The organism is Ideonella sp. A 288 (genome assembly GCF_002198735.1).
Classification (GTDB): domain Bacteria; phylum Pseudomonadota; class Gammaproteobacteria; order Burkholderiales; family Burkholderiaceae_C; genus Pseudaquabacterium.
The window spans coordinates 84,902-111,832 of record NZ_MWLO01000118.1 but is presented as its reverse complement, the minus strand read 5'-3'; the positions used below and the strand labels follow the sequence as shown (position 1 = coordinate 111,832).

The 26,931-nt window shown below is 72.7% G+C and carries 17 protein-coding genes; 14 read left to right on the top strand and 3 right to left on the bottom strand.

Annotation, left to right across the window (positions count from 1 at the left end):
- Positions 1-216: 216 nt before the first annotated feature.
- The 7 genes from EOINJALH_RS13015 to EOINJALH_RS12985 all read left to right on the top strand — a co-directional run bounded on the left by EOINJALH_RS13015 (position 217) and on the right by EOINJALH_RS12985 (position 13,787).
- Positions 217-2,358, top strand: a complete 2,142-nt coding sequence (locus tag EOINJALH_RS13015; RefSeq protein ID WP_088280789.1) for a bifunctional diguanylate cyclase/phosphodiesterase — start codon at positions 217-219, stop codon at positions 2,356-2,358.
- Positions 2,355-4,379, top strand: coding sequence for a TonB-dependent siderophore receptor (locus EOINJALH_RS13010; RefSeq protein WP_088280788.1), 2,025 nt, complete (start codon positions 2,355-2,357; stop codon positions 4,377-4,379). Before EOINJALH_RS13015 ends, EOINJALH_RS13010 begins: the two co-directional genes overlap by 4 nt.
- Before the next feature lie 123 nt (positions 4,380-4,502).
- Positions 4,503-5,012: a YfiR family protein gene (locus EOINJALH_RS13005; RefSeq protein ID WP_088280787.1), complete on the top strand. Its 510-nt coding sequence runs from the start codon at positions 4,503-4,505 to the stop codon at positions 5,010-5,012.
- Positions 5,009-7,807, top strand: a complete 2,799-nt coding sequence (locus tag EOINJALH_RS13000) for an ATP-binding protein (protein ID WP_088280786.1) — start codon at positions 5,009-5,011, stop codon at positions 7,805-7,807. The genes EOINJALH_RS13005 and EOINJALH_RS13000 overlap by 4 nt, the downstream gene beginning before the upstream one ends.
- A 32-nt stretch (positions 7,808-7,839) precedes the next feature.
- Positions 7,840-8,682 (top strand): substrate-binding domain-containing protein, encoded by an 843-nt coding sequence (locus EOINJALH_RS12995; protein WP_158219748.1) that lies wholly within the window; start codon positions 7,840-7,842, stop codon positions 8,680-8,682.
- A 10-nt stretch (positions 8,683-8,692) separates the two neighbouring features.
- Entirely contained in the window at positions 8,693-11,428 is a 2,736-nt protein-coding gene (locus EOINJALH_RS33160; RefSeq protein WP_144290018.1) for an ATP-binding protein, read from the top strand.
- A 58-nt stretch (positions 11,429-11,486) separates the two neighbouring features.
- The gene (locus EOINJALH_RS12985; protein WP_088280783.1) at positions 11,487-13,787 is read left to right on the top strand and encodes an ATP-binding protein; all 2,301 of its coding nucleotides are present in this window, start codon (positions 11,487-11,489) and stop codon (positions 13,785-13,787) included.
- Here the strand turns inward: EOINJALH_RS12985 and EOINJALH_RS12980 are convergent.
- The 3 genes from EOINJALH_RS12980 to EOINJALH_RS12970 all read right to left on the bottom strand — a co-directional run bounded on the left by EOINJALH_RS12980 (position 13,757) and on the right by EOINJALH_RS12970 (position 15,892).
- Positions 13,757-14,473, bottom strand: coding sequence for a hypothetical protein (locus EOINJALH_RS12980; protein ID WP_088280782.1), 717 nt, complete (start codon positions 14,471-14,473; stop codon positions 13,757-13,759). The two genes, EOINJALH_RS12985 and EOINJALH_RS12980, sit on opposite strands and share 31 nt — an antisense overlap.
- Positions 14,474-14,645: 172 nt before the next feature.
- The gene (locus tag EOINJALH_RS12975; RefSeq protein WP_088280781.1) at positions 14,646-15,179 is read right to left on the bottom strand and encodes a NapC/NirT family cytochrome c; all 534 of its coding nucleotides are present in this window, start codon (positions 15,177-15,179) and stop codon (positions 14,646-14,648) included.
- Positions 15,179-15,892: a cytochrome c gene (locus EOINJALH_RS12970; protein ID WP_158219747.1), complete on the bottom strand. Its 714-nt coding sequence runs from the start codon at positions 15,890-15,892 to the stop codon at positions 15,179-15,181. The genes EOINJALH_RS12975 and EOINJALH_RS12970 overlap by 1 nt, the downstream gene beginning before the upstream one ends.
- Positions 15,893-16,150: 258 nt before the next feature.
- Here EOINJALH_RS12970 and EOINJALH_RS12965 point away from each other — a divergent pair, with 258 nt between their 5' ends.
- The 7 genes from EOINJALH_RS12965 (at position 16,151) to EOINJALH_RS12935 (ending at position 26,836) form a co-directional block, all read left to right on the top strand.
- The gene (locus EOINJALH_RS12965; protein WP_158219746.1) at positions 16,151-17,209 is read left to right on the top strand and encodes an extracellular solute-binding protein; all 1,059 of its coding nucleotides are present in this window, start codon (positions 16,151-16,153) and stop codon (positions 17,207-17,209) included.
- 4 nt (positions 17,210-17,213) lie between these two features.
- Complete coding sequence (locus EOINJALH_RS12960; RefSeq protein ID WP_088280778.1) at positions 17,214-18,833, top strand: iron ABC transporter permease; 1,620 nt, start codon at positions 17,214-17,216, stop codon at positions 18,831-18,833.
- A gap of 85 nt (positions 18,834-18,918) precedes the next feature.
- On the top strand, positions 18,919-19,635 hold the full coding sequence (locus tag EOINJALH_RS12955) for an ATP-binding cassette domain-containing protein (protein WP_088280777.1): 717 nt from the start codon (positions 18,919-18,921) through the stop codon (positions 19,633-19,635).
- Between the two features lie 145 nt (positions 19,636-19,780).
- On the top strand, positions 19,781-21,226 hold the full coding sequence (locus tag EOINJALH_RS12950; protein ID WP_088280776.1) for an NAD-dependent succinate-semialdehyde dehydrogenase: 1,446 nt from the start codon (positions 19,781-19,783) through the stop codon (positions 21,224-21,226).
- Between the two features lie 295 nt (positions 21,227-21,521).
- On the top strand, positions 21,522-23,342 hold the full coding sequence (locus tag EOINJALH_RS12945; protein WP_158219745.1) for an ATP-binding protein: 1,821 nt from the start codon (positions 21,522-21,524) through the stop codon (positions 23,340-23,342).
- Between the two features lie 87 nt (positions 23,343-23,429).
- Positions 23,430-25,361, top strand: a complete 1,932-nt coding sequence (locus EOINJALH_RS12940; RefSeq protein WP_088280774.1) for a radical SAM protein — start codon at positions 23,430-23,432, stop codon at positions 25,359-25,361.
- Positions 25,358-26,836: a M81 family metallopeptidase gene (locus tag EOINJALH_RS12935; RefSeq protein WP_088280773.1), complete on the top strand. Its 1,479-nt coding sequence runs from the start codon at positions 25,358-25,360 to the stop codon at positions 26,834-26,836. The genes EOINJALH_RS12940 and EOINJALH_RS12935 overlap by 4 nt, the downstream gene beginning before the upstream one ends.
- The last annotated feature ends 95 nt before the right edge of the window (positions 26,837-26,931 follow it).

Genomic DNA, 26,931 nt, shown 5'->3' with positions numbered 1-26,931 from the left:
GGCCCGACGGGCCCGATTGGGCCCGATTCGGCCCGTCGCAGCGTGAACAAGGGCCGATCGGCGCCCTTCATCGGCTCAAGCCGCCTGGAATGGTGGCCGAAACTGGGGAACGCAGGGCCGAGTCCTGCCGGGGGAGCGTCATCGGACCGCAGTCGGCGGCCACCGCCCGGCCGGCTGCGGTGCCCCACGACCGATGACCCCAAGAGGCTGCACCCGATGAATCCTGTCCCGGCTGGTTCCCGCCTGCTCGTGGTGGACGACGACTGTCTGCTGCGCGGCATGGCCGCCCGCACGCTGAGGCATGCGGGATTCGACATCGTCGAGGCCGACAGCGGGGAGCAGGCGCTCTCGGTCTTCGAGGCTACGCCCTTCGACCTGGTCCTGCTCGACGTGCTGATGGCGGGCATCGACGGCTTCGAGACCTGCCGCCGCCTGCGCCGCCTGCCCGGCGGCGCGCGCGTGCCGGTGCTGATGCTCACCGGCCTGAACGACACCGAGTCGATCGACCGCGCCTACGAGGCCGGCGCCACCGACTTCATCACCAAGCCCATCCAGTGGGTGCTGCTGGCCCACCGCGTGCGCTACGGCCTGCGCTCGGCCGCAGCAGCGGACGCGATGCGGCGCAGCGGCGACAGCCTGGCCCGCGCGCAGCGCATGGCCCACATGGGCAACTGGGAACTGCGCGTCGGCGGCCAGATGGGCTGTTCGGAAGAACTGGCCCGCATCTTCGGCGCGCCGGCCGAGGCCATGCAGTGCGCGTCGGCCGACGCCTTCCTGGAGCGGGTGCGCGACTTCGACCGCGAGCGCGTGCGCCAGGCCCGCGAGCGCCTGCAGAACGAAGGGATGCCGTACCAGCTGGTGTTCCAGGTCGAGCGCTTCGACGGCGTGGCCCGCACGGTCTTCGAGCAGGCCGCGCCGGTGCGCGACGTGCACGGCCGGCAGGTGGCCGCCGAGGGCATCACGCAGGACATCACCGACCGGGTCGAGGCCGAGCGGCAGATCCGCCACCTGGCGCTGCACGACACGCTGACGGGCCTGCCCAACCGCGACTTCTTCCTCGAACTGGCGGCGCCGGCGCTCGAGCAGGCGCGGCGCAGCGACAGCCTGTGCGCGGTGCTGCAGCTCGACATCGACCGCTTCAAGAGCGTCAACGATGCCATCGGCCACGAGGGCGGCGACCGCGTGCTGCGGGTCATCGCCGAGCGCCTGCAAGCCGGCACGCGCGGGGCCGACCTCACCGCCATCGGGCGGCACGGCGGGCACGTCGAGGTGCTGGCGCGCCTGGGGGCGAATGCCTTCACCGTGATGCTGGTCGACCTCGACCGCGCCGAACATGCCGCCGGTGCCGCGCAGCGCCTGCTGCAGGCGGTGGCCGAACCCATCCACCTGGCGGGCCGCGACGTGCAGGTCACCGCCAGCATCGGCATCTCGCTGTTCCCGCGCGACGCGCGCGAACCGGCAGAGCTGGTGCGCTTCGCCGAGCAGGCGCTCTACGAGGCCAAGCGCACCGGCCGAGCGCGGCACCGCTTCTTCGACGAGACCATGAACGCCGAGGCCAGCGCCCGGTTGGCGCGCGAGGCCGACCTGCGCCGCGCCATCGGGAATGGTGAGCTGCGCCTGCACCTGCAGCCCAAGGTCGACGCCGCCAGTCGGCGCATCGTCGGCGCCGAGGCGCTGGTGCGCTGGCAGCACCCCGAGCGCGGCCTGGTGCCGCCGGTCGATTTCATCCCGCTGGCCGAGGAAACCGGCCTGATCCTGCCGCTGACCGACTGGGTGCTCGAAGAGGCTTGCAGCCTGCTCGCCGGCTGGGCCCGCGACGGCCTGCCGCTGGTGCCGGTGGCGGTGAACGTGGCCACGCCGTGTTTCATGTCCGACGACCTCGTCGACATGCTGTCGGCCCGCATCGCCCGCCACGGCCTGCAGCCGGGCCAGCTGATGCTGGAGGTGACCGAGACGCTGCTGATGAGCGACATCGACCGCGCCGTGGCCCGCCTGGAGGCGCTGCGCGCGCGCGGCTTCCGCCTGTCGCTGGACGATTTCGGCACCGGCTTCTCGTCGCTGGGCTACCTCAAGCGCTTCCCGATCGACGAGCTGAAGATCGACCGCTCCTTCGTGCGCGACGTGCAGCACGGCGGCAAGGACGGCGCGCTGGTGGCCTCGATCATCACGCTCGGGCGCATGCTCGACCTGAAGGTGGTGGCCGAGGGTGTCGAGACCGATGCCCAGGCCGCGGCCCTGATGGCGCAGGGCTGCCAGCTGCACCAGGGCTTCCTGTACGCGCGGCCGATGCCCGCAGCACAGTTCCGCGAACTGCTGGCCCAGCGCCTGCCTGTCCCCCTTCCGTTGGAGGTCGCATGAGACCTGCCGGCCTGCCCGATGTGGCCACCCCGACCTTTCGCCGGCTCGTGCCGATCGCCGCCCTGCTGACCGCGCTGGTGCTCGCCATCCCCGGGGCCGCGTCCGCCGCCGCAGCCCCGGTCCCACAGGAGGCTGACGCCGGCCTGGACGAGCTCGAGCAGCTGATGGCCGTGCCGGTGTACGCCGCCTCCAAGTACAAGCAGTCGGCCGCCGAGGCGCCGGCCGCACCCACGGTGCTGACCCAGGGTGACATCCGCAGCTTCGGCTGGCGCACGCTGGGCGAGGTGCTGAACGGCGTGCGCGGCGTGTTCCTGCGCTACGACCGGGCCTACACCTATGCCGGCGTGCGCGGCCTCAGCCGCCCGGGCGACTACAGCTCGCGCCTGCTGGTGCTGATCGACGGCATGCGCGCCAACGAGAACATCTACGACTCGGTGCTCATCGGCCGCGAGTTCCCGCTCGACGTGGGCCTGATCGAGCGGGTCGAGTTCATCCCCGGTCCCGGCTCGGCGATGTACGGCTCCAACGCGGTGCTCGGCGTCATCAACGTGGTCACGCGCAGCGCGGCCAGCCTGCGCGGTGGGGCCGTGGCGGTCACGCTCGACAGCGATCGAGGGCGCAAGCTGCAGCTCAGCCTGGCGCGCGAGTTCGACACCGGCGCGCTGCTGGTGGCCGGCAGCGCCGAATCGCGGCCGGGCGGCGACCTCTACCTGCCCGAGTTCGACAGCCCCGACACGGGCTTCGGCCGCGCCGTCGGCCTGGACGGCGAGCGCGACCGCAAGCTGATGGCCCGCTGGACCGGCGGCGCCTGGACCCTGACGGCGCTGGCGGCCGAGCGCCGCAAGCAGATCCCGAACGCCTCGTTCGATCTGGTCTTCGGCGAATCCGCGGTGTGGACCGACCGCATGACCCTGGTCGGCGGCACCTGGCAGTCGATCGACGCCGCCGGCGAGGGCTGGCATGCGCAGGCCGGCCTGGGCCAGTACGACTACCACGACATCGGCCGCTACGAGCCCGACCGCCTGCTCACCGCCTACCGCAACCAGGGCCGCTGGTTGCAGGGAGAACTGCGGCGCACGCTGCGCCTGGGCGGCGCGCACCTGGTGCTGGCGGGCGTGGACGTGCAGCGCAACTTCCGGCAGGCCATCTCGAACACGGTGCTCGAGCCCGAGGTCTCGGACAGCGGGTCGCTGAGCACGGGCACGCGACTGGGCCTGTTCGTCAACGACGAGATCGCGCTGAACCCCGGCCTGCGGCTGGGCCTGGGCGTGCGCCTGGACCGCGAAAGCAGCGGTTCGTGGCACAGCACGCCGCGCCTGTCGCTGCTGTGGCAAGCGGCGCCCGGGCTCGTGGCCAAGCTGCTGGCCGGCACGGCCTACCGCGAGCCCAACGTCTACGAGCGCGCCCCCGAGGCCGACGGACGGCCCTGGAACGAGGCCTTGCGCCGCGAGCAGGTGGATTCGCGCGAAGTGGTGATCGACTGGCGTGCCACCGAGCGCCTGCGCGTGTCGGCGTCGTGGTTCCGCAACCGTGTCACCGACATGATCGAGCAGGTCGACAACGCCGAGACCGGGCTGCTGATCTATCGCAATGTCGGCGCGGCCACGTCGCGCGGCGTGGAGGCGGAGGCCGAGTACCTGGCGGCCGCCGGGTGGCGTCTGCGTGGTAGCTGGACCGGCCAGCGCGTCACCGGCGAGGGCGGGCAGGCGGTGTCGAACTCGCCGCGCTGGCTGGCCAAGCTGCACGGCACCGCGCCCGTGGCGGGCTGGCCGCTGCGCCTGGGCCTGGAACTGCAAGGCCTGGGCCCCCGGCTGACGCTGGCCGGTGCCACGCTGCCCGCGCACTGGCTGGCCAACGCCACCGTGCTGTGGGACCCGCCCGGCCGCGCCTGGTCGTTGGCCGCCAGCCTGTACAACCTCGGCAACCGCCGCACCGCCGACCCGTCGGGCCCGGAGTTCGTCGGCGACCGCATCGAGCAGGACGGCCGCAGCCTGGCGCTGCGCTGGGGCCTGGCCTTCTGAGCGCACCGATGCGAGCCCCGTGCCCGCCGACATCGCACCAGCGCCAGCGCATGGTGTTCGCTGCCACGCGCCCGAGCCGAAGGGCCTTCGCGCGGCGCGGTCAGATGGCCGGGTGGCGCTGACATGACCCGCCTGTCGTTCTGCCTGCTGCTGGGCGTGGCATGGCTGCCCTGCATGGCAGCGGCGCAGCCCTCGCAGGAGCTGATGGTGAAGGCGCGCCTGGCACTGAACCTGGCGCGCTTCGCGCAGCGGCCGGCTGCGGCGGCCAGCGAGCCCCTGCGGCTGTGCCTGGCGCACCGCGATGCAGCCTTCGAGCAGGCCTTCGGCGAACTCGAAGGCAAGCTGGTCAACGGCCGCCGCATCGTGCTGCAGAAGGCACCGCCCGTGCAGGGCTGCGATGTGCTGTACGTGCACGCCAGCGCCGACCGCGGGGCCGAACTGGTCCGGGCCTGCCAGGGCGGCGCCACGCTGACCATCGGCGATGGCGAGGGCTTCCTCGCACACGGCGGCATGGTGGAGCTGGTGGTGGTCAACGACGCGCTGCGCTTCGACGTCAACCTGGGGCCCGTGCGGCAGGCGCAGCTGGGTCTGTCCAGCCAGGTGCTCAAGCTGGCACGGCAGGTGAAGGAATGATCGCGACCCCCCACGCCCGATGGCACGACCGGCCGCTGGCCTTCAAGCTGGCGGTGGTGCTGGCGCTGAGCGCGGGGCTGGCGGCGCTGTTCGTGGCGGCGGCCATGCTGGTCATCGCCTGGTGGAGCGCCGAGGCCCACGCCCGCGAGGACGCGCGCGAGAACGTGCGTTCGCTGGCCTTCGCGCTGCAGGCGCCGGTGGCCTTCGTCGACGATGCCGGCATCCGCGAGGCCGTGGCCGTGCTGAAGGCACGCCCGCAGGTCACCGGCGCGTGGGTGGTCGATGCGGCGGGCGGACCGCTGTACAGCTTCGGCGAGCAGCGGGACCAAGGTGTCGACGAGGCCGGCGGCCTGTGGGCCGGCTGGCTGCAGGTGAGCGAGCCGATCCGTGCCAATGCCGACACCGAGGAGCTGGGGTGGGTCACGCTGCACATCGATCTCGGCGAGGTGTTGCATGGCCTGCGCCAGCAGGCCGCGGCGGCGGTGGGCGGCGCGCTGGCCGCGCTGGTGCTGGCGGTGCTGATCTCGCGGCGCCTGGCGCGCCGCCTCACCGCGCCGGTGGTGGCCCTGGCCGAGACGGCCACCGCCATCGCCCGCGACCAGCACTTCGAGCGCCGCCTGCTGCCGTCCGGCGCCGACGAGGTGGGCGTGGCGGTGCAGGCCTTCAACCGCATGCTCGACGAGGTGCAGCGGCGCGGCCAGGCGCTGTCGGTGGTCAACCGCGAACTGCAGCAGCAGGCCCGCGACAGCCAGGACGCGCGCCGCCTGGCCGAGGCCGCGTCGCTGGCCAAGACGCGCTTTCTGTCCAACATGAGCCACGAGCTGCGCAGTCCGCTGAACGGCGTCATCGGCGCCGCCCAGCTGCTGCAGGCCCAGGGCGCCGACGCCGACCGGCGCGCCGAGCTGGTGGGCATCATCCGCACCAGCGGCACCAACCTGCTCGGCCTCATCGAGGGCGTGCTCGACCTGGCGCGCATCGAGGCCGGCGCGCTGCGCCTCACCGAGGAAGATTTCAACCTCGGCGAATGCGTCGATGCGGCGGTCATGTCGTCGGCGGCGGTGGCGGTGGCCAAGGGCCTGCGGCTGGACTGCATCATCGACCCCGGCCTGGCGCCGTGGCGACGCGGCGACGGCCACCGGCTGCGCCAGCTGCTGCTCAACCTGCTGGGCAATGCCGTCAAGTTCACTGCCCGGGGCGAGGTGGTCGTCGAGGTGCAGCCCGGCCGGTCGCCGGACGAACTGCGCATCGACGTGCGCGACACCGGCATCGGCATCGAGGCCCAGGCCCTGGCCGCCATCTTTGCGCCCTTCCAGCAGGGCGACGAGTCGACCACGCGCCGTTTCGGCGGCAGCGGCCTGGGCCTGACCATCTGCCGCGAACTGGTGCAATTGATGGGCGGGCACATCGAGGTGAGCTCGGTCCATGGGCAGGGCTCGACCTTCACGCTGTGGCTGCCGCTGCCGCCGGTGGTCGCGCCGCCGGCCACGCCGGCCCCGCTGGGCCTGCGCGTGGCCTGGTTCGAGCCGCACCCGCCCAGCGCCAGGGCGCTGGCGGCGCTGCTGCACCGGCTGGGCTGCGTCGAGCAGGCCTGTGCCGACCTCGAATCGCTGCGGCGCTTCGTGGCCCAGCCCGACGGCCGCGGTCGCGCCCCCTGGGTCATGGTGGCCACCGACACCCCCGAGGGCCGGGCCCTGCTGTCGCAGGCGCGGCCCTGGCTGGATGCCGCCCACGTCATCCCGATGGGCGGTGCAGCCGTGGCCGCCGAAGCCATGGCCTGCGACGCCGCCGGCGTGCCTCGGCCGGTGGCGCGCCCCTTGCTGCGCTCGGCCATGGTCAGCCGTCTGGCCGAAGGCCGCGGCCTGGCACCGCTGCCGGCCGACCACGGCGCGCCGCAGGCCGGCGGCGCCGCGCCCGGCAGGCTGGTGCTGGTGGTCGAGGACGACGAGATCAACCAGTCGGTCGTGCGCTCGATGCTGGCGCATGCCGGCTTCCGTTGCCAGGTGGCATCGCACGGGCACGGCGCGCTGCTGCTGCTGTCCGAGGTGCCCTTCGATGCCGTGCTGATGGACTGGCAGATGCCCGACATGGACGGGCTCGAGGTGACGCGTCGCCTGCGCGCCGGCGAAGCGGGTGCCTTGAACCGCGAGGCGCCGGTGATCGCGCTGACCGCCAATGCCTTTGCCGAGGACCGCGACGCCTGCCTGGCCGCCGGCATGGACGATTTCCTCACCAAACCGGTGCTCGCCGCGCAGCTCACCGAGATGGTGTCGCGCTGGGCCGGCCAGCGGCCGGTGCGCGATGCAGGTGATCTGCCGCCGTCGCCGCCACCCGTCGACACGGCCTCGGCCGATGGGCCGACGGCCGCCCCGTCGCCGCAGGGCCTGCCGGCCGAGGCCGGCGACCCGCCGGCCTACGACCCTTCGCTGCTGGCCAGCCTGCCCATGGTGGCCGACGGGTCCGATCCAGGCTGCGCCGATGCGCTGCTGGCCCTGTTTGCCGAGAGCCTGGCGGGCACGCTGGCCACGCTCGAGGACAGCCTGGCCCGCGGCGACACCGCCACCCATGCGCGACTGATGCACACCTTGAAATCCTCGGCCGGCCAGGTGGGTGCCCTGGCGCTGGCCGCCGAAGCCGAACGCCACGAACTGGCGCTGCGGCGCGGGGCGCCGCCCGATGCGGGCGCGCTGCCCTGCCTGCGCGCGCAGGTGCGTCGTTTCGAGGCCGCCATCGGCCGGGGGGCATCCTCGGGTGCCGACCAGGGCGTGGTGGCGCCGGTCGAGTCGAGCCTGGCATGACCCTGGCGTCCACCCCGATCGAGCGAGACCCGATGATGACTTCCCAGCGGTTTGTCCGATCGGCCCTGGCCTGGGCGCTCGGCCTGTGCGTCGCGCTGCTGCCGGCCGCGGCGCGGTCCGACGAAGTGGTGGTGCCCGGCAGCGGCAACCCCGAGCAGGTGCTGCGCGTGCTGGCCGATGCCTTCCACCGCAGCCAGCCGGCGCACCGCGTCGTCATCCCCGGCAGCACCGGCACGGCCGGCGCACTGCGCGCCATCCAGGAGGGCACCGCCGTGCTGGGCCGCATCGGCCGGCCCCTGACGGACGACGAACGGTCCCGTGGGCTGGTCTTCGTGCCGATCGGCCGTGACCCGGTGGCCTTCGTCGGCGGGGCGGGCGTCGGGCTGCGTGGCCTGACCCGTGCGCAGGTCGTCGACATCTATGCAGGAAAATACGCGAACTGGCAGGAGCTGGGCGGCCGGCCCGGGCCGATCCGCGCGATCGGCCGCGAACCGACCGACACCTCGCGGCAGTCCATCCAGCGGGTGATCGAACCGTTCTCGACCATCGTCTTCGGCGAGCACGTCAAGGTCGTCCACCTCGACCCGCAGATGCTGGACCTGCTCGACCGTTTTCCCGGCAGCCTGGGCTTCATCAACCGCTCGGCGCTGGCGGCCGCGCGCACCCGGCTGGTGCCGCTGGCGCTCGACGGCGTCGAGCCGTCGCCGCAGAACGTCGGCGCCGGGCGCTACCCCCTGTGGCTGGAGTTCGGCTTCGTCCACCGCCGCGGCCTGCGCTCGCCTGCGGCCGAGGCCTTCGTCGCCTACGTCCGGTCGTCCGAGGGCGTGCGGCTGCTGCGCGAGATGGGCGTGCTGGCTGCACCGGGCTCGCCATGAGCCCGGCGCCTTGACCCACACACCGGCCATGATGGCGCGCCTGCGACCGTCCACCAGCCTGACCCTGGCGCTGCTCATCGGGCTGCTGGCGCTGGCCGGGCAGTGGGTGTCGCAGCGCGTGGCGGCCGATGTGCTGGAGCAGACCGTGCGACAGCGCGAGATCGACAAGGTCGACACCATCGCCGGCGTGCTGCGCGGCCTGATCGAGGCCCACACCGACCAGGTGGAGATGATGGCCCGCCTGCTGGCGGCCAACCCGCTGATCGCCCGCGCGATGGCGCTGGAGGGTGCCGATCGCCGCAGCGCGCTGGCGCGGCATCTCGAGGCCGCGATGCGCATCGGTCGGGTGGCTGGGCTGGAGGTGACCGACGCCGCGGAGGAAGTGGTGTTTCGCGCCCACGAGCCCCAGCGCTGGGGCGGGCGGGCAACGGGCTGGGGCGTGGCGGAAGGCCTGGCCGGCACCGGCGTCGTCGTCAGCCAGCGAGAGAGTGGTGGCGTCATGGTGCGGGCGATCCAGCCGCTGTCGCTGGACGGCCGGGTGGTCGGCACGGTGGCGGCGGGCCTGCGCCTGGACCGCGCCTTCGTGGACGAGCTGAGCCAGGAGGTCGGTGCCGGGCTGGCGCTGCTGGGCCGCCAGGGGCAGTCGTTCGGCACGGACCGTGGCACGGCCGGCGACGTCGACCGCGGCGCCGTGGACGAGGCCTTCCTGCGCAAGGTGCCGGTCTACCGGCTTGATGCCGGCACGCGCACGACCCACGCCTACCTGCCGGTGACCATCGTCGACGAGGCCTACGTGATCCTGGCGCGCATCGACAGCCGATCGGCCTACCAGGTGCTCGACGACGGCAAGCGGCGCGCGGCCATGTACGGTGCGCTCACCACGGTGGTCAGCATCCTGCTCGGCCTGCTGGCCCTGCGCCTGGCGCTGCGGCCGCTGCACCGGCTGCGCGAGCGTGCCGAGCGCACGGCGGTGGACCTCACCGGCGCGGCCATCGACAGCGCCGGCGCCGACGAGGTGGGCTCGGTGGTCAAGGTGCTGGAGACGCTGACCGACCGGCTCGTGCAGCGCAACGCCGAGCTGGTCGAGGCCACGCGGGCGGCCGACGCCGCCAGCCAGGCCAAGTCGCACTTCCTGTCGGCGATGAGCCACGAGATCCGCACGCCACTGAACGGCGTGCTCGGCATGGCCGAGCTGTTGCGACGCACGCGGCTGGACGAGCAGCAGGCCCGCCATGTCCAGGCCATCGACACCGCCGGGCGCATGCTGCACGACCTGCTCAGTGACGTGCTCGACCTGGCCAAGATCGAGGAAGGCCAGGCGCAGCTCGAGCGTGTGGACTTCGACGTCGGCCGCCTGCTGACCGACCTGGGTGCGGTGTACCGCGAGATGGCCGCCGCGCGCGGCCTGGCGATGCGGCTCGACCTGCAGGACCTCGACGGCCAGTGGGTCAGCGGCGACCCCACCCGCCTGCGCCAGGTGCTGTCCAACCTGCTGGGCAATGCGGTCAAGTTCACCCTGCAGGGCCACGTCGGCCTGGCCAGCCGCCGGCTGGCGGCACCCGACGGCGATGTCCGGGCCTGGTGGCGCTTCGCGGTGGAAGACTCCGGCATCGGCATCTCCGCGGCCGCCCAGGCCACCCTGTTCCAGCGCTTCGTGCAGGCCGATGCGTCGACCACGCGCCAGTTCGGCGGCACCGGGCTGGGCCTGTCGATCTGCAAGCACCTGATCGAGATGATGGGCGGCCGGATCGGGCTGGACAGCCAGCCCGGCCGCGGCGCGCGTTTCCATGTCGACCTGCCCTTCGAGCCCGCCGTGGCCCCGGTGCTGGCGCCCGTGTCGGCTCCCGTGTCGGCGCTTGTGCCGGCGCCTTTGCCAGCGCTTGTACCGCCGCCCGTGCCGGCCAGACCGCCGCGCGCGCCGGCGTCGCAGCCGACGGCGGCCCGGGTGCTGGTGGCGGAAGACAATCCGGTGAACCAGCAGGTCATCAGCGGCCTGCTCGGCTGGCTGGGCGTCGAGGTGACACTGGCCGGTGACGGCGCCCAGGCCCTGGCGTGGCTGCAGAAGGCGCCCTTCGACCTGGTCTTCATGGATTGCCAGATGCCCGTGATGGATGGTTTCGAGTCGACACGCCGGATCCGTGTCTGGGAGCAGGGCCAGCCGGGCCGTGGGCCGGTGCCCATCGTCGCGCTCACCGCCAATGCGCTGGCGGGCGACCGCGAGGCCTGCCTGGCCGCCGGCATGACCGGCTACGTGGCCAAGCCGCTCACCAGCGCGGCCCTCGAGGCGGCGCTGGCGCAGCACCTGCCGGCGTCCGCCCGGTCGGCCGCGGTCGGCCAGGGGTCGGCCGCCGCAGAGGCGCCGTCCGACACCGCACCGGCGGTGTTCGACCGCCGTGTCCTGGAGGCCCTGCCCATGGTGGCCGACGGATCGGACCCGGCCTTCGCGGACCAGATGGTCGACCTGTTCATCGAGGGCGCCGGGCCGTTGATCGACACCCTCGACCAGGCCCAGCGTCAGGGCCTGCGCGAGGCCCAGGTGCGCGCGGTGCACACGCTGGCCTCCGGCGCCGGGCAGGTCGGCGCCTTGGCGCTCGCCGGCGCGGCCTTGGCCCTGGAACAAGGCCTGCGCGCGGGCGACACCCTCGCCGACGGCGCGCCCGCGCGCTTGCGGCAGGCCGTCGACCGGCTGGCCGACGAGGTCGCCCGGTCCCGCTCGGCCAGCCGCCGCCCGAAGGTAGCCCAATGAGCGTGCGTGGCCGTTCCAGGGCGCGAATCCTGCCGCGCGCAGCGCGAAGGGCTGGTCCTTGAGCCGGGCCTGGTCGCCCGGGCCGCCAACCTCGCCCAGCCGCCAGGCCGGCGCGGGCGAGCCCGACGCCGCCTCGGCGGACGTCGCCGCCGCCACGGCCAGCGCGGTGGCGGCCGCCCAACTGCACATGGTCTATGGGCGGCTGCGCCTGACGGTGCTGCTCACCGTGGGCACCTGCGCGGTGTTCTTCGCGCCGATGGTGCTGTTCTTCCCGATGACGACGCTGCTGGCGTGGCTGGCGGTGATGCTGGCCGTGACGGCCGGGCGTTATCTGCTCTGGTACGCCTTCCGGCGCACGGCGCCAGCCGACAACGCGCTGGCGCGCTGGGACCGCCTGTATGTCGGGTTCAACCTGCTGGCCGGCGGCGCCTGGGCCTGCGGGCCGGTGATGATGGGTTCGCTCGACCGCGGCCAGGCCCTCTTGCTGGTGGGCACTCTGCTGGCCGTCAGCTCGGTGGCGGCCATCACGCAGGCGGCACGCTTTTCGGCGCTGCTGGCCTTCCTGACGGCGGCACTCCTGCCCACGGTGGCGGTGCTGCTGGCCAGCGCCGACGAGGTGCAGAACGCTGCAGCCCTGGTGGTGCTGGCCGCCTACCTCGCCATGACAGCGGTGGGCCGCGTGTCCAACGCGACCATCCGCACCTCCATCGAGCGTGAGTTCGAGCTGTCGCGGGCGGTGGAACAGCGCGAGCGGGCACGCGCCGAGGCGCAGGCGGCGTCGGGCGCCAAGTCGCGCTTCCTGGCCAACATGAGCCACGAGCTGCGCACGCCGCTGAACGCGGTGATCGGCGCGGCCCAGTTGCTGGCCCTGGAGCATGGCGACGCCGGGTCGCGGGCCCTGCTGGTCGAGGCGATCCAGAAGAGCGGCACCAACCTGCTCGGGCTGATCGAGGACATCCTCGACCTGTCGCGCATCGAGGCCGGCCAGCTGTCCCTGGTGCACGGCGAATTCGTGCTGCACGACTGCGTCGAATCCGCCCTCGCCACGGCCGCGCTGGTGGCGCAGGCCAAGGGCCTGGCACTGGCCTGCGACATTGACCCCGCCTTGCCTGCGCGGCGCCACGGCGAGGCCACGCGCCTGCGCCAGGTGCTGCTCAACCTGCTGGGCAATGCCGTCAAGTTCACCCCGGCGGGCGAGGTGCGGCTGCGCGTCGGCCCCGGTGAGGCAGCCGACCGCGTTCGGTTCAGCATCAGCGACACGGGCGTGGGCATCGGCGAGGCGTCGCTGCCGCACATCTTCGAGCCCTTCCGGCAGGCCGACGATGGCGCCGACCGGCGTTTCGGCGGCAGCGGGCTGGGCCTGTCGATCGTGCACCAGCTGGTGCAGGCGATGGGCGGTCGCATCTCGGTGCGCAGCCAGCTGGGCCAGGGCACCTGCTTCGAGTTCGAGCTGCCATTGCCGCGGGCCACGCCGGCCGCCGATCGGGTGCCGACCCCCGTACCGACCCCCGCACCAACACTGGCACCGCGAGCCGCCACCGGCCACCGAGGCGTTCAGGTGCTGGTGGTCGAGGACGATCCGCTCAACCAGATCATCGTGTGCCGGCTGCTGCAGCACGCCGGCTGCATCACCACCGCCGCGGCCGATGGCGCGCAGGCGCTGGCCCAGCTGTCTGCGCGGCCCTTCGACCTGGTGCTGATGGACTGGCAGATGCCCGACATGGACGGCCTGGAGGTGACCCGTCGCATCCGGGCCGGCCAGGCCGGCGGTGCCGCGCAGGGCATGCCCATCGTGGCCCTCACCGCCAACGCATTTGCCGAAGACCGGACGGCCTGCCTGGAGGCGGGCATGAACGATTTCCTCACCAAGCCGGTGCTGGCCGATCGGCTGCTGGCGGTGGTGCAGCGCTGGGCCGGCGTGCCGCTGCCGGCGATGGCAGCCTCATCCGAGGCCGCCGCGCGCGCGTCCCGGCAGGTCGACCTGCCGGTGTACGACCCCGACGTGCTGGACGCCTTGCCGATGGTGGCCGATGGATCCGACCCGGGTTACGTGGGCGAACTGCTGGCGGTCTTCGTCGACGGCGCGCGGCGCGGCGTCGAGGCGATCGACGCCTGCGCGGCAGCCGGCGATGGCGCCGGCCTGCAGCGCCAACTGCACACGCTGCGTTCGTCGGCCGCGCAAGTGGGTGCGATGGCGTTGGCGGCCGAAGTCGGCGCCATGGAGGCCGCGGTGCGCGCAGGCGCGTCGATCGATGCGCTGGCGCCGGCACGGGCGCGCCTGGCGCTGGCGGCCTTCGAATCCGCGCTGGCCGAGCGGCGCCGGTCGGATCAGCCGAACCTGATGAAGAGCTTGCTGTAGGCCGGCTTGACCTTGCCCATCGCGTCGCGCAGCGCGGCGGCGTCCATCGCCAGCGCGGCCGTCTTCAGCTGGCCCATCGAGCCCTCCAGGGCCTGCAGCAGGGCATCGAACTCGGGCTGGGACTTCAGCGCCGACGGGGCTTCCTGCCGCAGCCGCCCGGCCAGGTGGTCGAGCGCGCCGACACGGGCCACCAGCCGGGGCAGGCCCTGCGGTTCGGCCAGGGCCTTCGGGCCATCGGCCAGCAGGTGCTCCATCTCGGCGTGGAAGGCGTTCATGTGGTCGCTGAACACCACCACCTGGTTGCGCCGGCGCAGGTCGGCGAGTTGCTCGCGCACCGCTTCGAGCGTGGCGTGCGCCGCCGGGAGCTGGCCGTCGCCCACCTCTGCGGCGGCCTGCTCGTAGACCTTGGACACCTGGGCCAGCGTGGCCCGGAAGGCGGCGTCGCGGTCGTAGGGCGCGACCACCGGCTGACCGCCCAGCCGCTGCACCAGGTCTTGCCAGGCCGATTGCGCCTGCAGGACCGCCTGCCTGGCCTCGGGGACCGACTTGCCGTTGGTGCGTGACAGTGCCGCGCGGTAGGGCGCGTAGGCCACCTGGATGGCGTCGGTGACGGCGTCCGCCGCCTGCAGCGGCGACGCGAACGCGGCAGCCAGTGCCGCGGTGAGGAGGGTGTGGGTCAGGCGCATGTCGGTCTCGTGTCGGTTCGGGGAATCTCCCGGACCGCGAGGGTACCCATTTGGGTATGTTCGGACATGCGATTTGTCAATTCGCTGCCGTGCGATCGGTGCGGTGAGATCGGTGCCGGCGGGGCGTCATGCGCCTGCCGTCACCGATGCCGCGACCGACGCGCCCGGGTGCTCAGTCGTCGCGCTTGGGCAGCGAGTGGGCCACGCCCTGGTGGCATTCGATGCAGGTCTCGCCCTTCTTCTGGCTTTCCTGCATCTTCTCGCGGCCGCGCTCGGTCTGCTTGTGGAAGTCCATGGCCTCGTAGCTGTGGCAGTGGCGGCACTCGCGCGAGTCGGTGGCCTTCATGTACGACCACACCCGTTCGGTGAGCACCGGCCGCCTGGCCTCGAACTTCTCCGGCGTGTCGATCGTGCCCAGCAGGTGGTGGTACAGGTCGTTGGCGGCCATCAGCTTGCGCATCAGCTTGGGGCCCAGTTCGCGCGGCACGTGGCAGTCGGCGCACTCGGCCCGCACGCCGGAGGCGTTCTTGAAGTGCGGCGTCTTGATGTAGTCCGCGTACACCGTGTCCTTCATCTCGTGGCACGAGATGCAGAACTCGGACGTGTTGGTGGCCGCCAGCGCCCCCTGGAAGCCACCCCACAGAGCCACGCCGACCACGCCGCCCACGACGAGCAGCGTGGCCGCACCCCACTTGCGCCAGCCCATCACTTGGCCGGCAGCGTGGTCAGGTGCACGGCAATGTCGGCAGCGATCTGCGGGTCGAGTGCGCGCAGGGCCGGCATGGCTTCACCGGGTTGCCCGTTTGCGATCTTGTTCAGCATCTCGGCGCCGTTGTCGGCCACCGAGCCCAGCGGCGGGCCGTCCTTGACCTTCTTGCCGTCCAGGCCGTGGCAGCCGGCGCACAGGGTGTTGAAGTACACCTCGCCCTTGGCACCGTTGCCCTTGGCCTTGTTGGCGGCGTCCAGGTACTTGGCCATGTCGACCTGCCCCTTGCTGACGAACAGTGCCAGGTCGCTGGCATCCTTGGCGCTCAGCTGCGCGTCGGTGTAGCCGTGGTTCTTGTCGCGCAGCACGGCGGCGATGGCCGCGGGGTCTTTGCCGGCTGCGCCCTGGATGCCCTTCACGCCGGTGAAGTGGCTGCCCTTGGCGTACAGGCCGTCCTTGCCCTTGTAGTCCCAGCCGTGGCATTCCTTGCAGCGCCAGGAGTTGTCCTTGCCGTACTTGCCGTCCTTGATGTAGCCCGGATGGTCGGTGGTGGGCTTGGCTGCCTTGTTCTCGGCAAACCACTTGTCGTAAAGGCGTCCGCCGCGGGCGATGGACGATTCGGTTTCGGCGGCCGAGGCCGGCAGTGCCGTCAGCATGAAGGCTGCCGCGCCGGTGACGGCCAGCAGAAGTTTGGCGAATGGGTGCTTGATCATGAAAATTTCCCTGGGTTGCTCGATGGCTTGGCGGATCATGTCGTCCCAACCTGAATCAGGGCCGACAGCCGCAATTGGATACGGTAACCGGGGGTTTCTCCCCGCGTTCGGGGGGGGGACATGATGGGCATCAACGTGCCTTCATTCACGGGGGGCAGCGTTCGTCGGCCGGGGGGGCTGCACTAGACTTTCGTCCGGGTCCGCCAGGTGCCTGCCATGGCCCCGGCCCGCGAGCCAACCCTTTTCAGGAGAACACCGATGACGACACGCCGTACCCCCTGGCTGTCTGGCCTGCTGACGCTGGCGATGGCGCTGACGGCGTCGACTGCCGCGCTGGCCCAGCAGCGCGTGCTGCGCATCATCTCCGACCGCACCGACCAGGGCACGCTGCGCCCCATGCTGGAGGCCTTCGAGGCCAAGTCGGGCGCCAAGGTCACCGGCGTGTTCCTGGACCAGGGCCTGGTCAACCGCCTGGAATCGCGGCCCACCGAGGCCGACGTGGTGATCACCAAGGACGCCGAACTGCTGGAACTGGCCGCCGAGCGCGGGTTGCTTTCGCCGTTCAAGTCGGCCGCCATCTCGGCGTCGATCCCGCCCGAGTTCATGGACCCGCAGGGCCGCTTCTTCGTCGACGCCTACCGCGCGCGCATCATCTTCTACTCCAAGGCGCGGGTGAAGCCGTCCGATCTGTCGAGCTACGAGGCCCTGGCCGACCCCAAGTGGAAGGGCCGCATCTGCGTGCGCAGCGGCAGCCACGACTACAACCTGGCGCTGTTCGGGCAGTTCTTCGCGTCGTTCGGCGACGACAAGGCGCGCAAGGTCATCACCGGCATCGCCGACAACCTGGCCCGCGCGCCCAAGGGCAACGACCGCGAGCAGGCCAAGGCCATCTTCGAGGGCAAGTGCGATCTCGCGCTGATGAACACCTACTACCACCCGATGATGGCGGCCAACCCCGACCAGAAGGCCTGGGCCGACTCGGTGGGCGTGTACTTCCCCAGCCAGGCCGGCAAGGGCACCTTCATCATGCGCTCGGCGGTGGGCCTGACCAAGGCCAGCGAGAACCGCGACCTGGGCCTGCAGCTGATGGAGTTCCTGGCGTCGCGGGAAGGCCAGCAGAAGATGGTCGATGCCACCAAGCAGTACGCCGTCCACCGCGACGTGCCGGTGCACCCGCTGATGGTCAAGCTGGGGGCCGAACAAGGCCTGGTCGACGGCAAGTTCCGGATGGACTTCGTGCCCCTGGTCGCCATGGCCGGCCGGCGCGATCAGGTGATCAAGCTGGTCAACGAGATCGGCTTCGACTCCGGTCAGTGAAGGGGTGACCGTCGCCGCCTCCACTGCCACGGGCCTCGTGGCGCCCGCGGGGCCGAAGCTCGTTCTCGGCGGTGCGGCGGTGGCCAGGGTGCTGCTGGCCGGGGTGCTGGCGCTGGCCGCGGTCGTCCCGTCGGCCTACCTGCTGTGGGTGGCCGCGCCGATCCTGCTGGACGGCGGCTGGCTGGTGCACTTCGCCTCGACCACGCTGCCGCACCAGGCCTGGGCCAGCCTGGCGGTCGCGCTCGAGGCCTCGGCCGTGGCCTTCGCCGCCGGCGCGGTGCCGGCGGTGGCCGTGTCGCGCTTCGACTTCCGGCTGCGCGGCCTGGTCACCGTGCTGGCGCTGCTGCCGCTGCTGTTCGCGCCCTACGTCACCGCCAGCACCTGGATGACGTACTTCTCGTCGGCCTTCTTCGAGGGCCGGCACGCGCTGGCCATCGAACTGGGGCTGGCCTGCGGCCCCTACGTGTTCATCGTCTTCCGGGTGGCGGCCTCGCGCATCCCCAACGCGTTCTCCGAACTGGCTGCGGCGCTGGGTTGCGGCCCCTGGCAGCGGCTGTGGCGGGTGCACCTGCCCAGCCATGCGGTGCCGGCGGCGGCGTCGCTGATGATCGTCTTCGCCCAGTCCATCGGCGACTACGGCGCGGCCGAGCGCCTGGGCATCGACACGCTCAGCGTCGGCATCCACAACCTGTGGCTGGCCAGCCAGAACTCGTGGGTGGCGGCCATCGCCTCAACGCTGCTGATCGTGCCGGCGCTGGTGCTGGTGGCGGTGGCGGCCTGGGCGTCCACCTCGATCATCAGCCAGAACCCGATCCCGCCGGCCGCGGCGGCGTCCTCGCGCAAGCCGCTGGCCGGCCCGGCGGCCTGGGCGCTGGTGGGCTGGAGCATGCTCTGCTCGCTGCCGGGCTTCTGGATCCCCGAGGCCATCACCGTGCGCTGGGCCTGGCTGCGCTGGGAGCGCACCCGCTTCGCGGCCATTCCGGGCGACATGCTCAACGCCGCGCTCACCTCGCTGTCCACCGCGCTGCTGGTGGGCGCCGTGTGCGCGCTCACCGCGGTGCTGATGCGTGCCGGCTCGCGCTCTCGGCTGGCCGAGCGCATGCCCTGGCTGTACCTCACCAACTACTTCCTGCCCTCGCTGGTGCTGGCGCTGGCCTTCGTGATGATGAGCCGCGACGGCGCCGTCCTGGCCGAACTGCTGGGGCCGCTGCGCGACACGCGGCTGCTCATCGTGCTGACCGAGGCGCTGCGCTTCATGCCCTTCGCGATCCTGCCGACGCTCGATGCGCTGCGCCGCACGCCGCCGGCGATGATCGAGGCCGCGCGGGCCTTCGGTGCCGGCCCGGTGCGGGCCCGCATGGTGGCCTTCTCCGGGCACCTGTGGCCGGCGCTGGTGCTGGGCTGTGCGCTGGTGTTCATGGAATCGCTGAAGGAACTGGACATGAGCCTGATGCTGCAGCCCTTCGGCTACACCTCGCCGTCGCTGAAGATCTGGGCCTTTGCGCGCCACCAGAACATGGACCGGGCGGCCGTGTGGGTGCTGATCACGCAGGTGCTGATGCTGCTGCCGCTGGCGTTGCTGGTGTGGCGCATGGAGCGGCTCGGCGAGCGCCGGGCGGGTTGAGCCCGGCGGGCCGGGCCCGGGGTGGGACGGGGCGGCGCAGTCGGCCGGGTGTCGCAATGCAGTGTGTTGAGTCGATGGGTTCGAGATGCTTTCAGTCAGGTCGTTGTCCAGGGTCGTGTCCGGCCGGGCCATCGTGTCGGAGGTGTCCTTCGACATGGCGCCCGGCGAGGTCGTGGCCATCCTCGGGCCCTCGGGCAGCGGCAAGACCTCGCTGCTGCGGCTGATCGCCGGCTTCGACGCACCGTCCGGCGGCAGCGTGCATCTGGCGCAGCGCGACGCCTCGGCCGACGGCCGGGTGCTGGTGGCACCTGAACACCGTCGTGTGGCCGTGGCCTTCCAGGACGCCACGCTGTTCCCGCACCTCGACGCGGTGGGCAATGCCGCCTTCGCCATCCGCGGCGGCGACAAGGCGGCGCGCCAGCACAAGGCGCGCGAGGCGCTGCGCGACATGGGCCTGGCCGATGTCGACGGCCGCGATGTCGCCACGCTGTCGGGCGGCGAAGCCCAGCGCGTGTCGCTGGCCCGCGCCCTGGCGGCCGATGCGGCGCTGCTGCTGCTCGACGAGCCCTTCGGCAATGTCGACCGGCTCACCCGTGCCGACCTGCTGGTGCGGCTGAAGGCCCGGCTGGGCGGCGGCCTGGGCGCCATCGTGATCACCCACGACCCGGCCGACGCGGTGGAACTGGGCGCCCGCGTGCTGCTGATGCGCGACGGCCGGTTGATCGCCGACGGGCCCTACGACGCCGTGGCCGGTGGGGCCCGAGGCGACTGGGCGCGCGCCTTCCTGGGCGCCGGGGGCTGAGCGTCGAGCGGCCCCCGGCCGGGCCGTCGGGCCGGCTGATCGGCGTCGGGCTGGCCGGCCGCTTGGGGTAGACCGCACGCCGGGGCCCGAGCCGGCTGGCCGACAATGCCGGGCTCCATCGACCCGACACCGAGTGAGCGCCGCCATGACCGAATCCTCCTACCCCGACGTCCAGCTCTTCATCGCCGGCCAGTGGCGCGACGGCAGCAGCGGTGAGACGTTGCCGGTGCACGACCCCGCCACCGGGCTCGAGGTGGGCCGCGTCGCGGTGGCCCGCCAGGCCGACCTGGACGCCGCGCTGGCCGCTGCCGCGCAGGGCTTCGAGACCTGGAAGCGGGTGCCCGCCGCCGACCGCGCCAAGCTGATGCGCGAGGCCGCGCGACTGTTCCGCGAGCGTGCCGACCGCACCGCGCGCCTGCTCACGCAGGAGCAGGGCAAGCCGCTGGCCGAGGCCAAGGCCGAGGTGCTGTTCGGCGCCGAGATCATCGAGTGGTTCGCCGAGGAGGGAAAGCGCGTCGCCGGCCGCATCGTCGCGCCGCGCAGCGAGGGCACGCTGCAGCAGGTGTTCAAGGAGCCGGTGGGCCCGGTGGCCGCGTTCACGCCGTGGAACTTCCCGATCAACCAGGTGGTGCGCAAGCTGTGCGGTGCGCTCACCACCGGCTGCTCCATCGTCATCAAGGCGCCCGAAGAAACACCGGCCTCGCCGGCCGAACTGGTGCGGGCCTTCGTCGATGCCGGCGTGCCGGCCGGCGTGATCGGCCTGGTCTACGGCGACCCGGCCGCGATCTCGTCGTACCTGATCCCGCACCCGGTGATCCGCAAGGTCACCTTCACCGGTTCCACGCCGGTGGGCAAGCAGCTGGCCGCGCTGGCCGGCGCGCACATGAAGCGGGTGACGATGGAACTGGGCGGCCACGCGCCGGTGATCGTGGCCGAAGACGCCGACGTGGCCCGTGCCGCCAAGGTGGCCGCGGCGGCCAAGTTCCGCAACGCCGGGCAGGTGTGCATTTCGCCGACCCGCTTCATCGTCGCCAACAGCGTGCGCGAGGCCTTCGTCGCCGGCCTGGTCGAGGCCAGCCGCGGCCTGTCGCTGGGCCACGGCCTGGAGACCGGCACCACGCTCGGGCCGCTGGCCAACCCGCGCCGCGTGGCGGCCATGGAACGCCTGACCGCCGACGCGGTGCAGCGCGGCGCCACCGTGGCCACCGGTGGCGAGCGCATCGGCAGCGCGGGCAACTTCTTCGCGCCCACGGTGCTGGTCAACGTGCCCGGCGACAGCCTGGTGCTCAACGAGGAACCCTTCGGCCCGCTGGCCGCGGTGCGCGGCTTCGACACGCTGGACGAGGCCCTGGCCGAGGCCAACCGCCTGCCCTGGGGCCTGGCGGCCTATGCCTTCACCACGTCGTTGAAGACGGCGCATGCGCTGACCCACGGCGTGCAGGCCGGCATGCTGTGGATCAACCAGCCGGCGCCGGCCTGGCCCGAGATGCCCTTCGGCGGCATCAAGGATTCGGGCTACGGCAGCGAGGGCGGCCCCGAGGCGCTGGAGGCCTACCTCAACACCAAGTCGGTCTCGACCTTCTGCGGCTGAGGCCGCCAGGGCGCGTCGGCGCGCGCCCGGCGGTCGGCGGCCGCGGAGGCCATGGCCGCCGTGGCCGCCGTGGCCGCGAGCGTGGGCTGAGATGGCCCCGAGATGGCCCCGACGCACCCCCTTGATCGGGCCTTCGGCGGCCCGGGCGCCCGATAGCATGGCCTGCGTCGCCCCCGATGTCGCCACGGGGCTCCCGATGGATCACCCGGCCAGGCCACCGACGCCCACCCCGCGAGGGGCGCGTCCGCCCCTGCGACCCCACCGCCGCCACCACCGCCCCGATGACAGGCCGCCCTTGCGCGTTCGCGCACCCACCGCCTGGTTCCGCGTCGACCACGTGGCCGGAGGGCGCCATGGCCGTCGCCCCGCGCCCGGCGCCCGGCGCCGAGCGGCTTACCACGGCGGCGCGATGACGGCGCTGTCACCCGCATGGACGGCCGGCGCCCTGGTGGCCGGCCTGGCACTGGCCGTGGCGCTGGGCCGCCAGGTGGTGCTGCGACGCCGAGCCGAACGCGCCCTGGACCGCACGACGGCCGAGCGCGACCGCCTGCTCGCCGGCCTACCCGAGGCCGAGCAGCGCCTTCAGGCGCTGGGGCGCCAGCACGAGGCGCTGAAGCTCACGATGAACACCCACGCCATCGTCTCGGTGGCCGACCGGTCGGGCACCATCGTCGACGTCAACGACGCGTTCTGCCGCATCAGCGGCCATGCGCGCGAGGCGCTTCTCGGGCAAGACCACCGCATCGTCAACTCGGGCGTGCACCCGCCGGAGTTCTGGCGGGCGATGTGGGGCACCATCGCGCGCGGCAGTCCGTGGCGGGGGCAGATCTGCAACCGGGCCAAGGACGGTTCGCTGTACTGGGTGGACAGCATGATCGCGCCCCTCGCCGGCGCCGATGGCCGCATCGAGAAGTACGTGTCGGTGCGCTTCGACATCACGGCGCTGCACGCCATGCAGGCCGAGGTCGAGAACAGCGCGAGGCTGCTGCGCGGCGCCATCGACGCCATCGACGAGGCCTTCGTACTCTTCGGTCCCGACGACCGGCTGGTGTTCTGCAACGACAAGTACCGAGCCATCTACGCGTCCTCGGCCGATCTGATCGTGCCGGGCGCAACCTTCGAGTCCATCGTGCGCGGCGGTGCCGAGCGCGGCCAGTACCGCGACGCGATCGGCCGCGTCGACGAGTGGGTGGCCGAGCGCATGGTCGCGCACCGCAGCGGCGACGCCACGCTGGTGCAGCGCATCGACAGCGGGCGCACCCTGCGCATCGTCGAGCGGCGCATGCCCGACGGGCACCTGGTGGGCTTCCGCATCGACATCACCGACCTGGTGCGCGCCAAGGAGGCCGCCGAGCAGGGCAGTCGCGCCAAGAGCGAGTTCATCGCCACCATCAGCCACGAGCTGCGCACGCCGCTGCAGTCGGTGCTGGGCTTCTCCGAGCTGGGCGAGCAGTTCGCCATGTCCCAGGCGAACACTCGCCTGCAGCACATGTTCGCGCGCATCCAGGACGGTGGCGAGCGCATGCTGCGGCTGGTCAACAGCCTGCTGGACCTGTCCACCATCGACACCACCGAAGGCTCGCTGGCGCTGGAGCGCTGCGACCTGGTGGTGCTGGTGTCGGACGTGGTCGACGCGCTGCGTGCCCAGGCGGCCCGGCGCGACGTGTCGATCGGGCTGGACGCGCCCGCCGCGCCGCTGCCGATGGAGGTGGACGTGCTCCGGCTGCAGCAGGCGCTGCGCAACGTGCTGGCCAATGCGCTGCGCGTGGCGCCCGAGGACAGCGTCGTCGACGTGGCGATGCACCTCGGGCAGGGCGTCGAGATCACGGTGCGCGACCACGGCCCCGGCATCCCGCCGGACGAACTGGAGGCGGTGTTCTACGCCTTCGTGCAGTCCAGCCGCACCCGCGACAACTCCGGCGGCACCGGCCTGGGGCTGACCATCGCGCGCAAGATCATGGTCGCGCACGGTGGCAGCCTGCAGGCCGAGAACGCCGATGGCGGCGGGGCGCTGCTGCGCCTGCGGCTGCCCGGGCGAACCGCCTCGCCGGCTGGCGCGCCGCCGCCGGCCCTGGACGCCGCCGCGCCGGGCGGCGCTCCGGCCGCGCCGGGGTAGGCAGCGAGGCAGCCAGCGCGGGTATGGCCTGGCCCGGCGGGGCTCAGGCGCTTGCGCCGACAATCGGGCGGCCCCGCTGCCGCCACCATGCCCGACCACCCCGATCGACCCGCCCGCGTGCTCTCCGTCATCCCGCCGATGACGCAGCTGAACACGCCGTACCCGTCCACCGCCTACCTGACCGGCTTCCTGCGCTCGCGCGGCGTCGATGCGGTGCAGGAAGACCTGGCCCTGGCGCTGATCCTGGCGCTGCTGTCGGCCGATGGCCTGCGGGCGGTGCGCGAGGCCATCGTGGCGCTGCCGCCGGCGCAGCGCACGCCGCGGGCGGTCGAATTCGACGCTCAGTTCGCGCGCTATGAATCCACCATCGGTCCCACCATCGCCTTCCTGCAGGGGCGCGACGCCACGCTGATGCACCGCATCGCCGGCCGCGGCTTCCTGCCCGAGGGGCCGCGCTTCACCTCGCTGGACGTCTACGTGGACGAGGACGGCGGCGACCCCATGGCCTGGGCCTTCGGCGCGCTGGGCACGCACGACCGCGCGCGCCACCTGGCCACGCTGTACCTCAACGACATCGCCGACGTGCTGCGCGAGGCGGTGGACGAGCGCTTCGAGTTCGTGCGCTACGCCGAGTCGCTGGCGCAGAGCCAGCCCAGCTTCGACCCGCTGGCCCGGGCGCTGGCCGCGCCGCCCAACCTGGTCGACCGCACCCTGCACCGCCTCACGCTCGACGCCCTGCAGCGCCACCGGCCCACCATCGTGCTGCTGTCGGTGCCGTTCCCCGGCGCGGTGTACGCGGCGCTGCGCATCGCGCAGTCGATCAAGGCGCACGACCCGGCCATCGTCACCGTGCTGGGCGGCGGCTTCGTCAACACCGAGCTGCGCGAGCTGGCCGAGCCGCGACTCTTCGACACCATCGACTTAGTCACCCTCGACGCCGGCGAGCGCCCGCTGCTGGCGCTGCTCGAGCACCTGGCGGGCCGGCGCTCGGCCAGCCGGCTGGTGCGCACCTTCTCGCGACCGGCCGGCACGGACGAGGTGCGCTACACCAATTTCGTCGAGCCCGACGTGCCCTTCGACGAGGTGGGCACGCCCACCTGGGACGGCCTGCCGCTCGACCGCTACCTGTCGCTGCTGGACATGCTCAACCCGATGCACCGGCTGTGGTCGGACGGGCGCTGGAACAAGCTGACCGTGGCGCATGGCTGTTATTGGAAGAAGTGCAGCTTCTGCGACGTGGGGCTGGACTACATCTCGCGCTACGACGCCGCCACCGCCGGCACGCTGGTCGACCGCATCGAGGCCATCGTGGCCGAGACCGGGCAGACCGGCTTCCACTTCGTCGACGAGGCCGCGCCGCCCAAGTCGCTGAAGGCGCTGGCGGCCGAGCTGCAGCGCCGCCGCGTCGAGATCACCTGGTGGGGCAACATCCGCTTCGAGAAGACCTTCTCGCCCGAGCTGTGCGAGCAGCTGGCCGACAGCGGCTGCATCGCCATCTCGGGCGGACTGGAGGTGGCGTCCGACCGGCTGCTGGCGCTGATGAAGAAGGGCGTCTCGGTGGACCAGGTGGCGCGCGTCACCAAGGGCTTTGCCGACGCCGGCATCCTGGTGCACGCCTACCTGATGTACGGCTTCCCGACGCAGACCGTGCAGGACACGGTGGACGCGCTCGAGTACGTGCGGCAGCTGTTTGCCGCCGGCTGCATCCAGTCGGGCTTCTTCCACCGCTTCGCCTGCACCGTGCACTCGCCGGTGGGCCAGCACCCCGAGCAGTACGGCGTCACCCTGAAGCCGCTGCCGCCGGGCCGCTTCGCGAAGAACGACATCGGCTTTTCCGACCCCACCGGCACCGACCACGACGCGCTGGGCGTGGGCCTGAAGAAGGCGCTGTACAACTACATGCACGGCCTCGGCCTCGAGCAGGACGTGCGCCGCTGGTTCGACCTGCCGGTGCCCAAGACCCGCGTCGCCCGGCACCGCATCGAGCAGGCGCTGGCCAAGACCCACGGAGGACCATGAAAGTCTTCACCGCCTCGCTGGCCACCGAGACCAACACTTTCGCGCCGATGCCCACCGGGCTGGATTCGTTCCTCGAGCGCGGCACCTTCAAGGCCGGCACGCACCCCGACCACCTCACCCTGTTCGCCGGCCCGCTGTGGGCGGCGCGGCAGCGCGCGCGAGAGCGTGGCTGGCAGCTGGTCGAGGGCCTGGTGGCCAGCGCGCAGCCCAGCGGCGTCACCACCCGCGCGGCTTACCAGGCCCTGCGCGACGAACTGCTGGCCGACCTGCGCGCCGCGCTGCCGGTGGACATGGTGGTGCTGGGCCTGCACGGCGCGATGGTGGCGGATGGGTACGACGACTGCGAGGGCGACCTGCTCGGCCGCGTGCGCGCCATCGTCGGCCCCGGCGTCGTGGTGGGCGCCGAGCTCGACCCGCACCACCACCTCAGCGACGCGATGGTCCGCCACGCCGACTTGCTGATCGCCTTCAAGGAGTACCCGCACACCGACGTGCTGGCGCGCGCCTTCGAACTGGTCGACCTGTGCGAGGCGCAGGTGCAGGGCCGCATCCACCCGGTGCCCGCGGTGGCCGACTGCCACATGATCACCGTGGTGCACACCACGCGCCCGCCGGCGCGCGGCTTCGTCGACCGGTTGATGGCGCTCGAAGGGCAGGGCGGCATCCTGTCGATCACACTGACGCACGGCTTCCCCTGGGGCGACACCGCCGACATGGGCACCAAGCTGCTGGTGTACGCCGACGGCGACCGCACGCCGGCCGAGCGCCTGGCGCGGCAACTGGCCGACGAGCTGTTCGCGATGCGCGAGGCGCTGGCGCCGCCGCTGCTGGGCGTCGACGAGGCGCTCGATCAGGCGCTGGCGCTCACCACCGCGCCCGACGGCGGACCGGTGGTCATCGCCGACGGCGCCGACAACGCCGGCGGCGGCGCCGCCAGCGATGCCACCTTCATCCTGCGGCGGCTCGTCGAGCGCGGCATCGCCGGCGCGGCGCTCGGCCCGCTGTGGGACCCCGGCGCCGTGCGCATCGCCTTCGAGGCCGGCGTCGGCGCCACCCTGCCGATGCGCCTGGGCGGCAAGGTGGGGCCGCTGTCGGGCGACCCGCTCGATGCCGACTGCACGGTGCTGGCGCTGCGGCGCGACATGGTGATGAGCGGCCTGTCGGGCGCGCCCACGCCGATGGGCGACTGCGCGCTGGTGCGGGTGGGCGCACCGGCCGGCGGCGTCGACGTAGTGCTCAACACGATCCGCAACCAGGCCATCGGCACCGACCTGTTCACCCAGCTGGGCTGCGACCTGGCCACGCGCCGCGTCGTCGTCGTCAAGTCATCGCAGCACTTCCACGCCGCCTACGCCCCGCTGGCCCGCCAGGTGCTGTACGCCGCGGCGCCCGGCGTGGTCACGCAGGACCTGCGCCAGCTGCCCTACCGCAAGCGGCGGCGGCCGATGTGGCCGTTGGACGCGGCGGCTGGCTGATCGCAGGCCGGCCCGCGCGGGCGGCGTGTCGGACGGCGTGTCGGACGGCGTCGGCGCGACGGTTCTGCGCCCAACGGCCGGGCCCTGGGGTCCCC

Coding starts and splice junctions, on each gene's coding strand:
- EOINJALH_RS13015 (WP_088280789.1), top strand. CDS start 217: ATGAATCCTGTCCCGGCTGGTTCCCGCCTGCTCGTGGTGGACGACGAC.
- EOINJALH_RS13010 (WP_088280788.1), top strand. CDS start 2,355: ATGAGACCTGCCGGCCTGCCCGATGTGGCCACCCCGACCTTTCGCCGG.
- EOINJALH_RS13005 (WP_088280787.1), top strand. CDS start 4,503: ATGACCCGCCTGTCGTTCTGCCTGCTGCTGGGCGTGGCATGGCTGCCC.
- EOINJALH_RS13000 (WP_088280786.1), top strand. CDS start 5,009: ATGATCGCGACCCCCCACGCCCGATGGCACGACCGGCCGCTGGCCTTC.
- EOINJALH_RS12995 (WP_158219748.1), top strand. CDS start 7,840: ATGATGACTTCCCAGCGGTTTGTCCGATCGGCCCTGGCCTGGGCGCTC.
- EOINJALH_RS12980 (WP_088280782.1), bottom strand. CDS start 14,473: ATGCGCCTGACCCACACCCTCCTCACCGCGGCACTGGCTGCCGCGTTC.
- EOINJALH_RS12975 (WP_088280781.1), bottom strand. CDS start 15,179: ATGGGCTGGCGCAAGTGGGGTGCGGCCACGCTGCTCGTCGTGGGCGGC.
- EOINJALH_RS12970 (WP_158219747.1), bottom strand. CDS start 15,892: ATGATCAAGCACCCATTCGCCAAACTTCTGCTGGCCGTCACCGGCGCG.
- EOINJALH_RS12965 (WP_158219746.1), top strand. CDS start 16,151: ATGACGACACGCCGTACCCCCTGGCTGTCTGGCCTGCTGACGCTGGCG.
- EOINJALH_RS12955 (WP_088280777.1), top strand. CDS start 18,919: ATGCTTTCAGTCAGGTCGTTGTCCAGGGTCGTGTCCGGCCGGGCCATC.
- EOINJALH_RS12950 (WP_088280776.1), top strand. CDS start 19,781: ATGACCGAATCCTCCTACCCCGACGTCCAGCTCTTCATCGCCGGCCAG.
- EOINJALH_RS12940 (WP_088280774.1), top strand. CDS start 23,430: ATGCCCGACCACCCCGATCGACCCGCCCGCGTGCTCTCCGTCATCCCG.
- EOINJALH_RS12935 (WP_088280773.1), top strand. CDS start 25,358: ATGAAAGTCTTCACCGCCTCGCTGGCCACCGAGACCAACACTTTCGCG.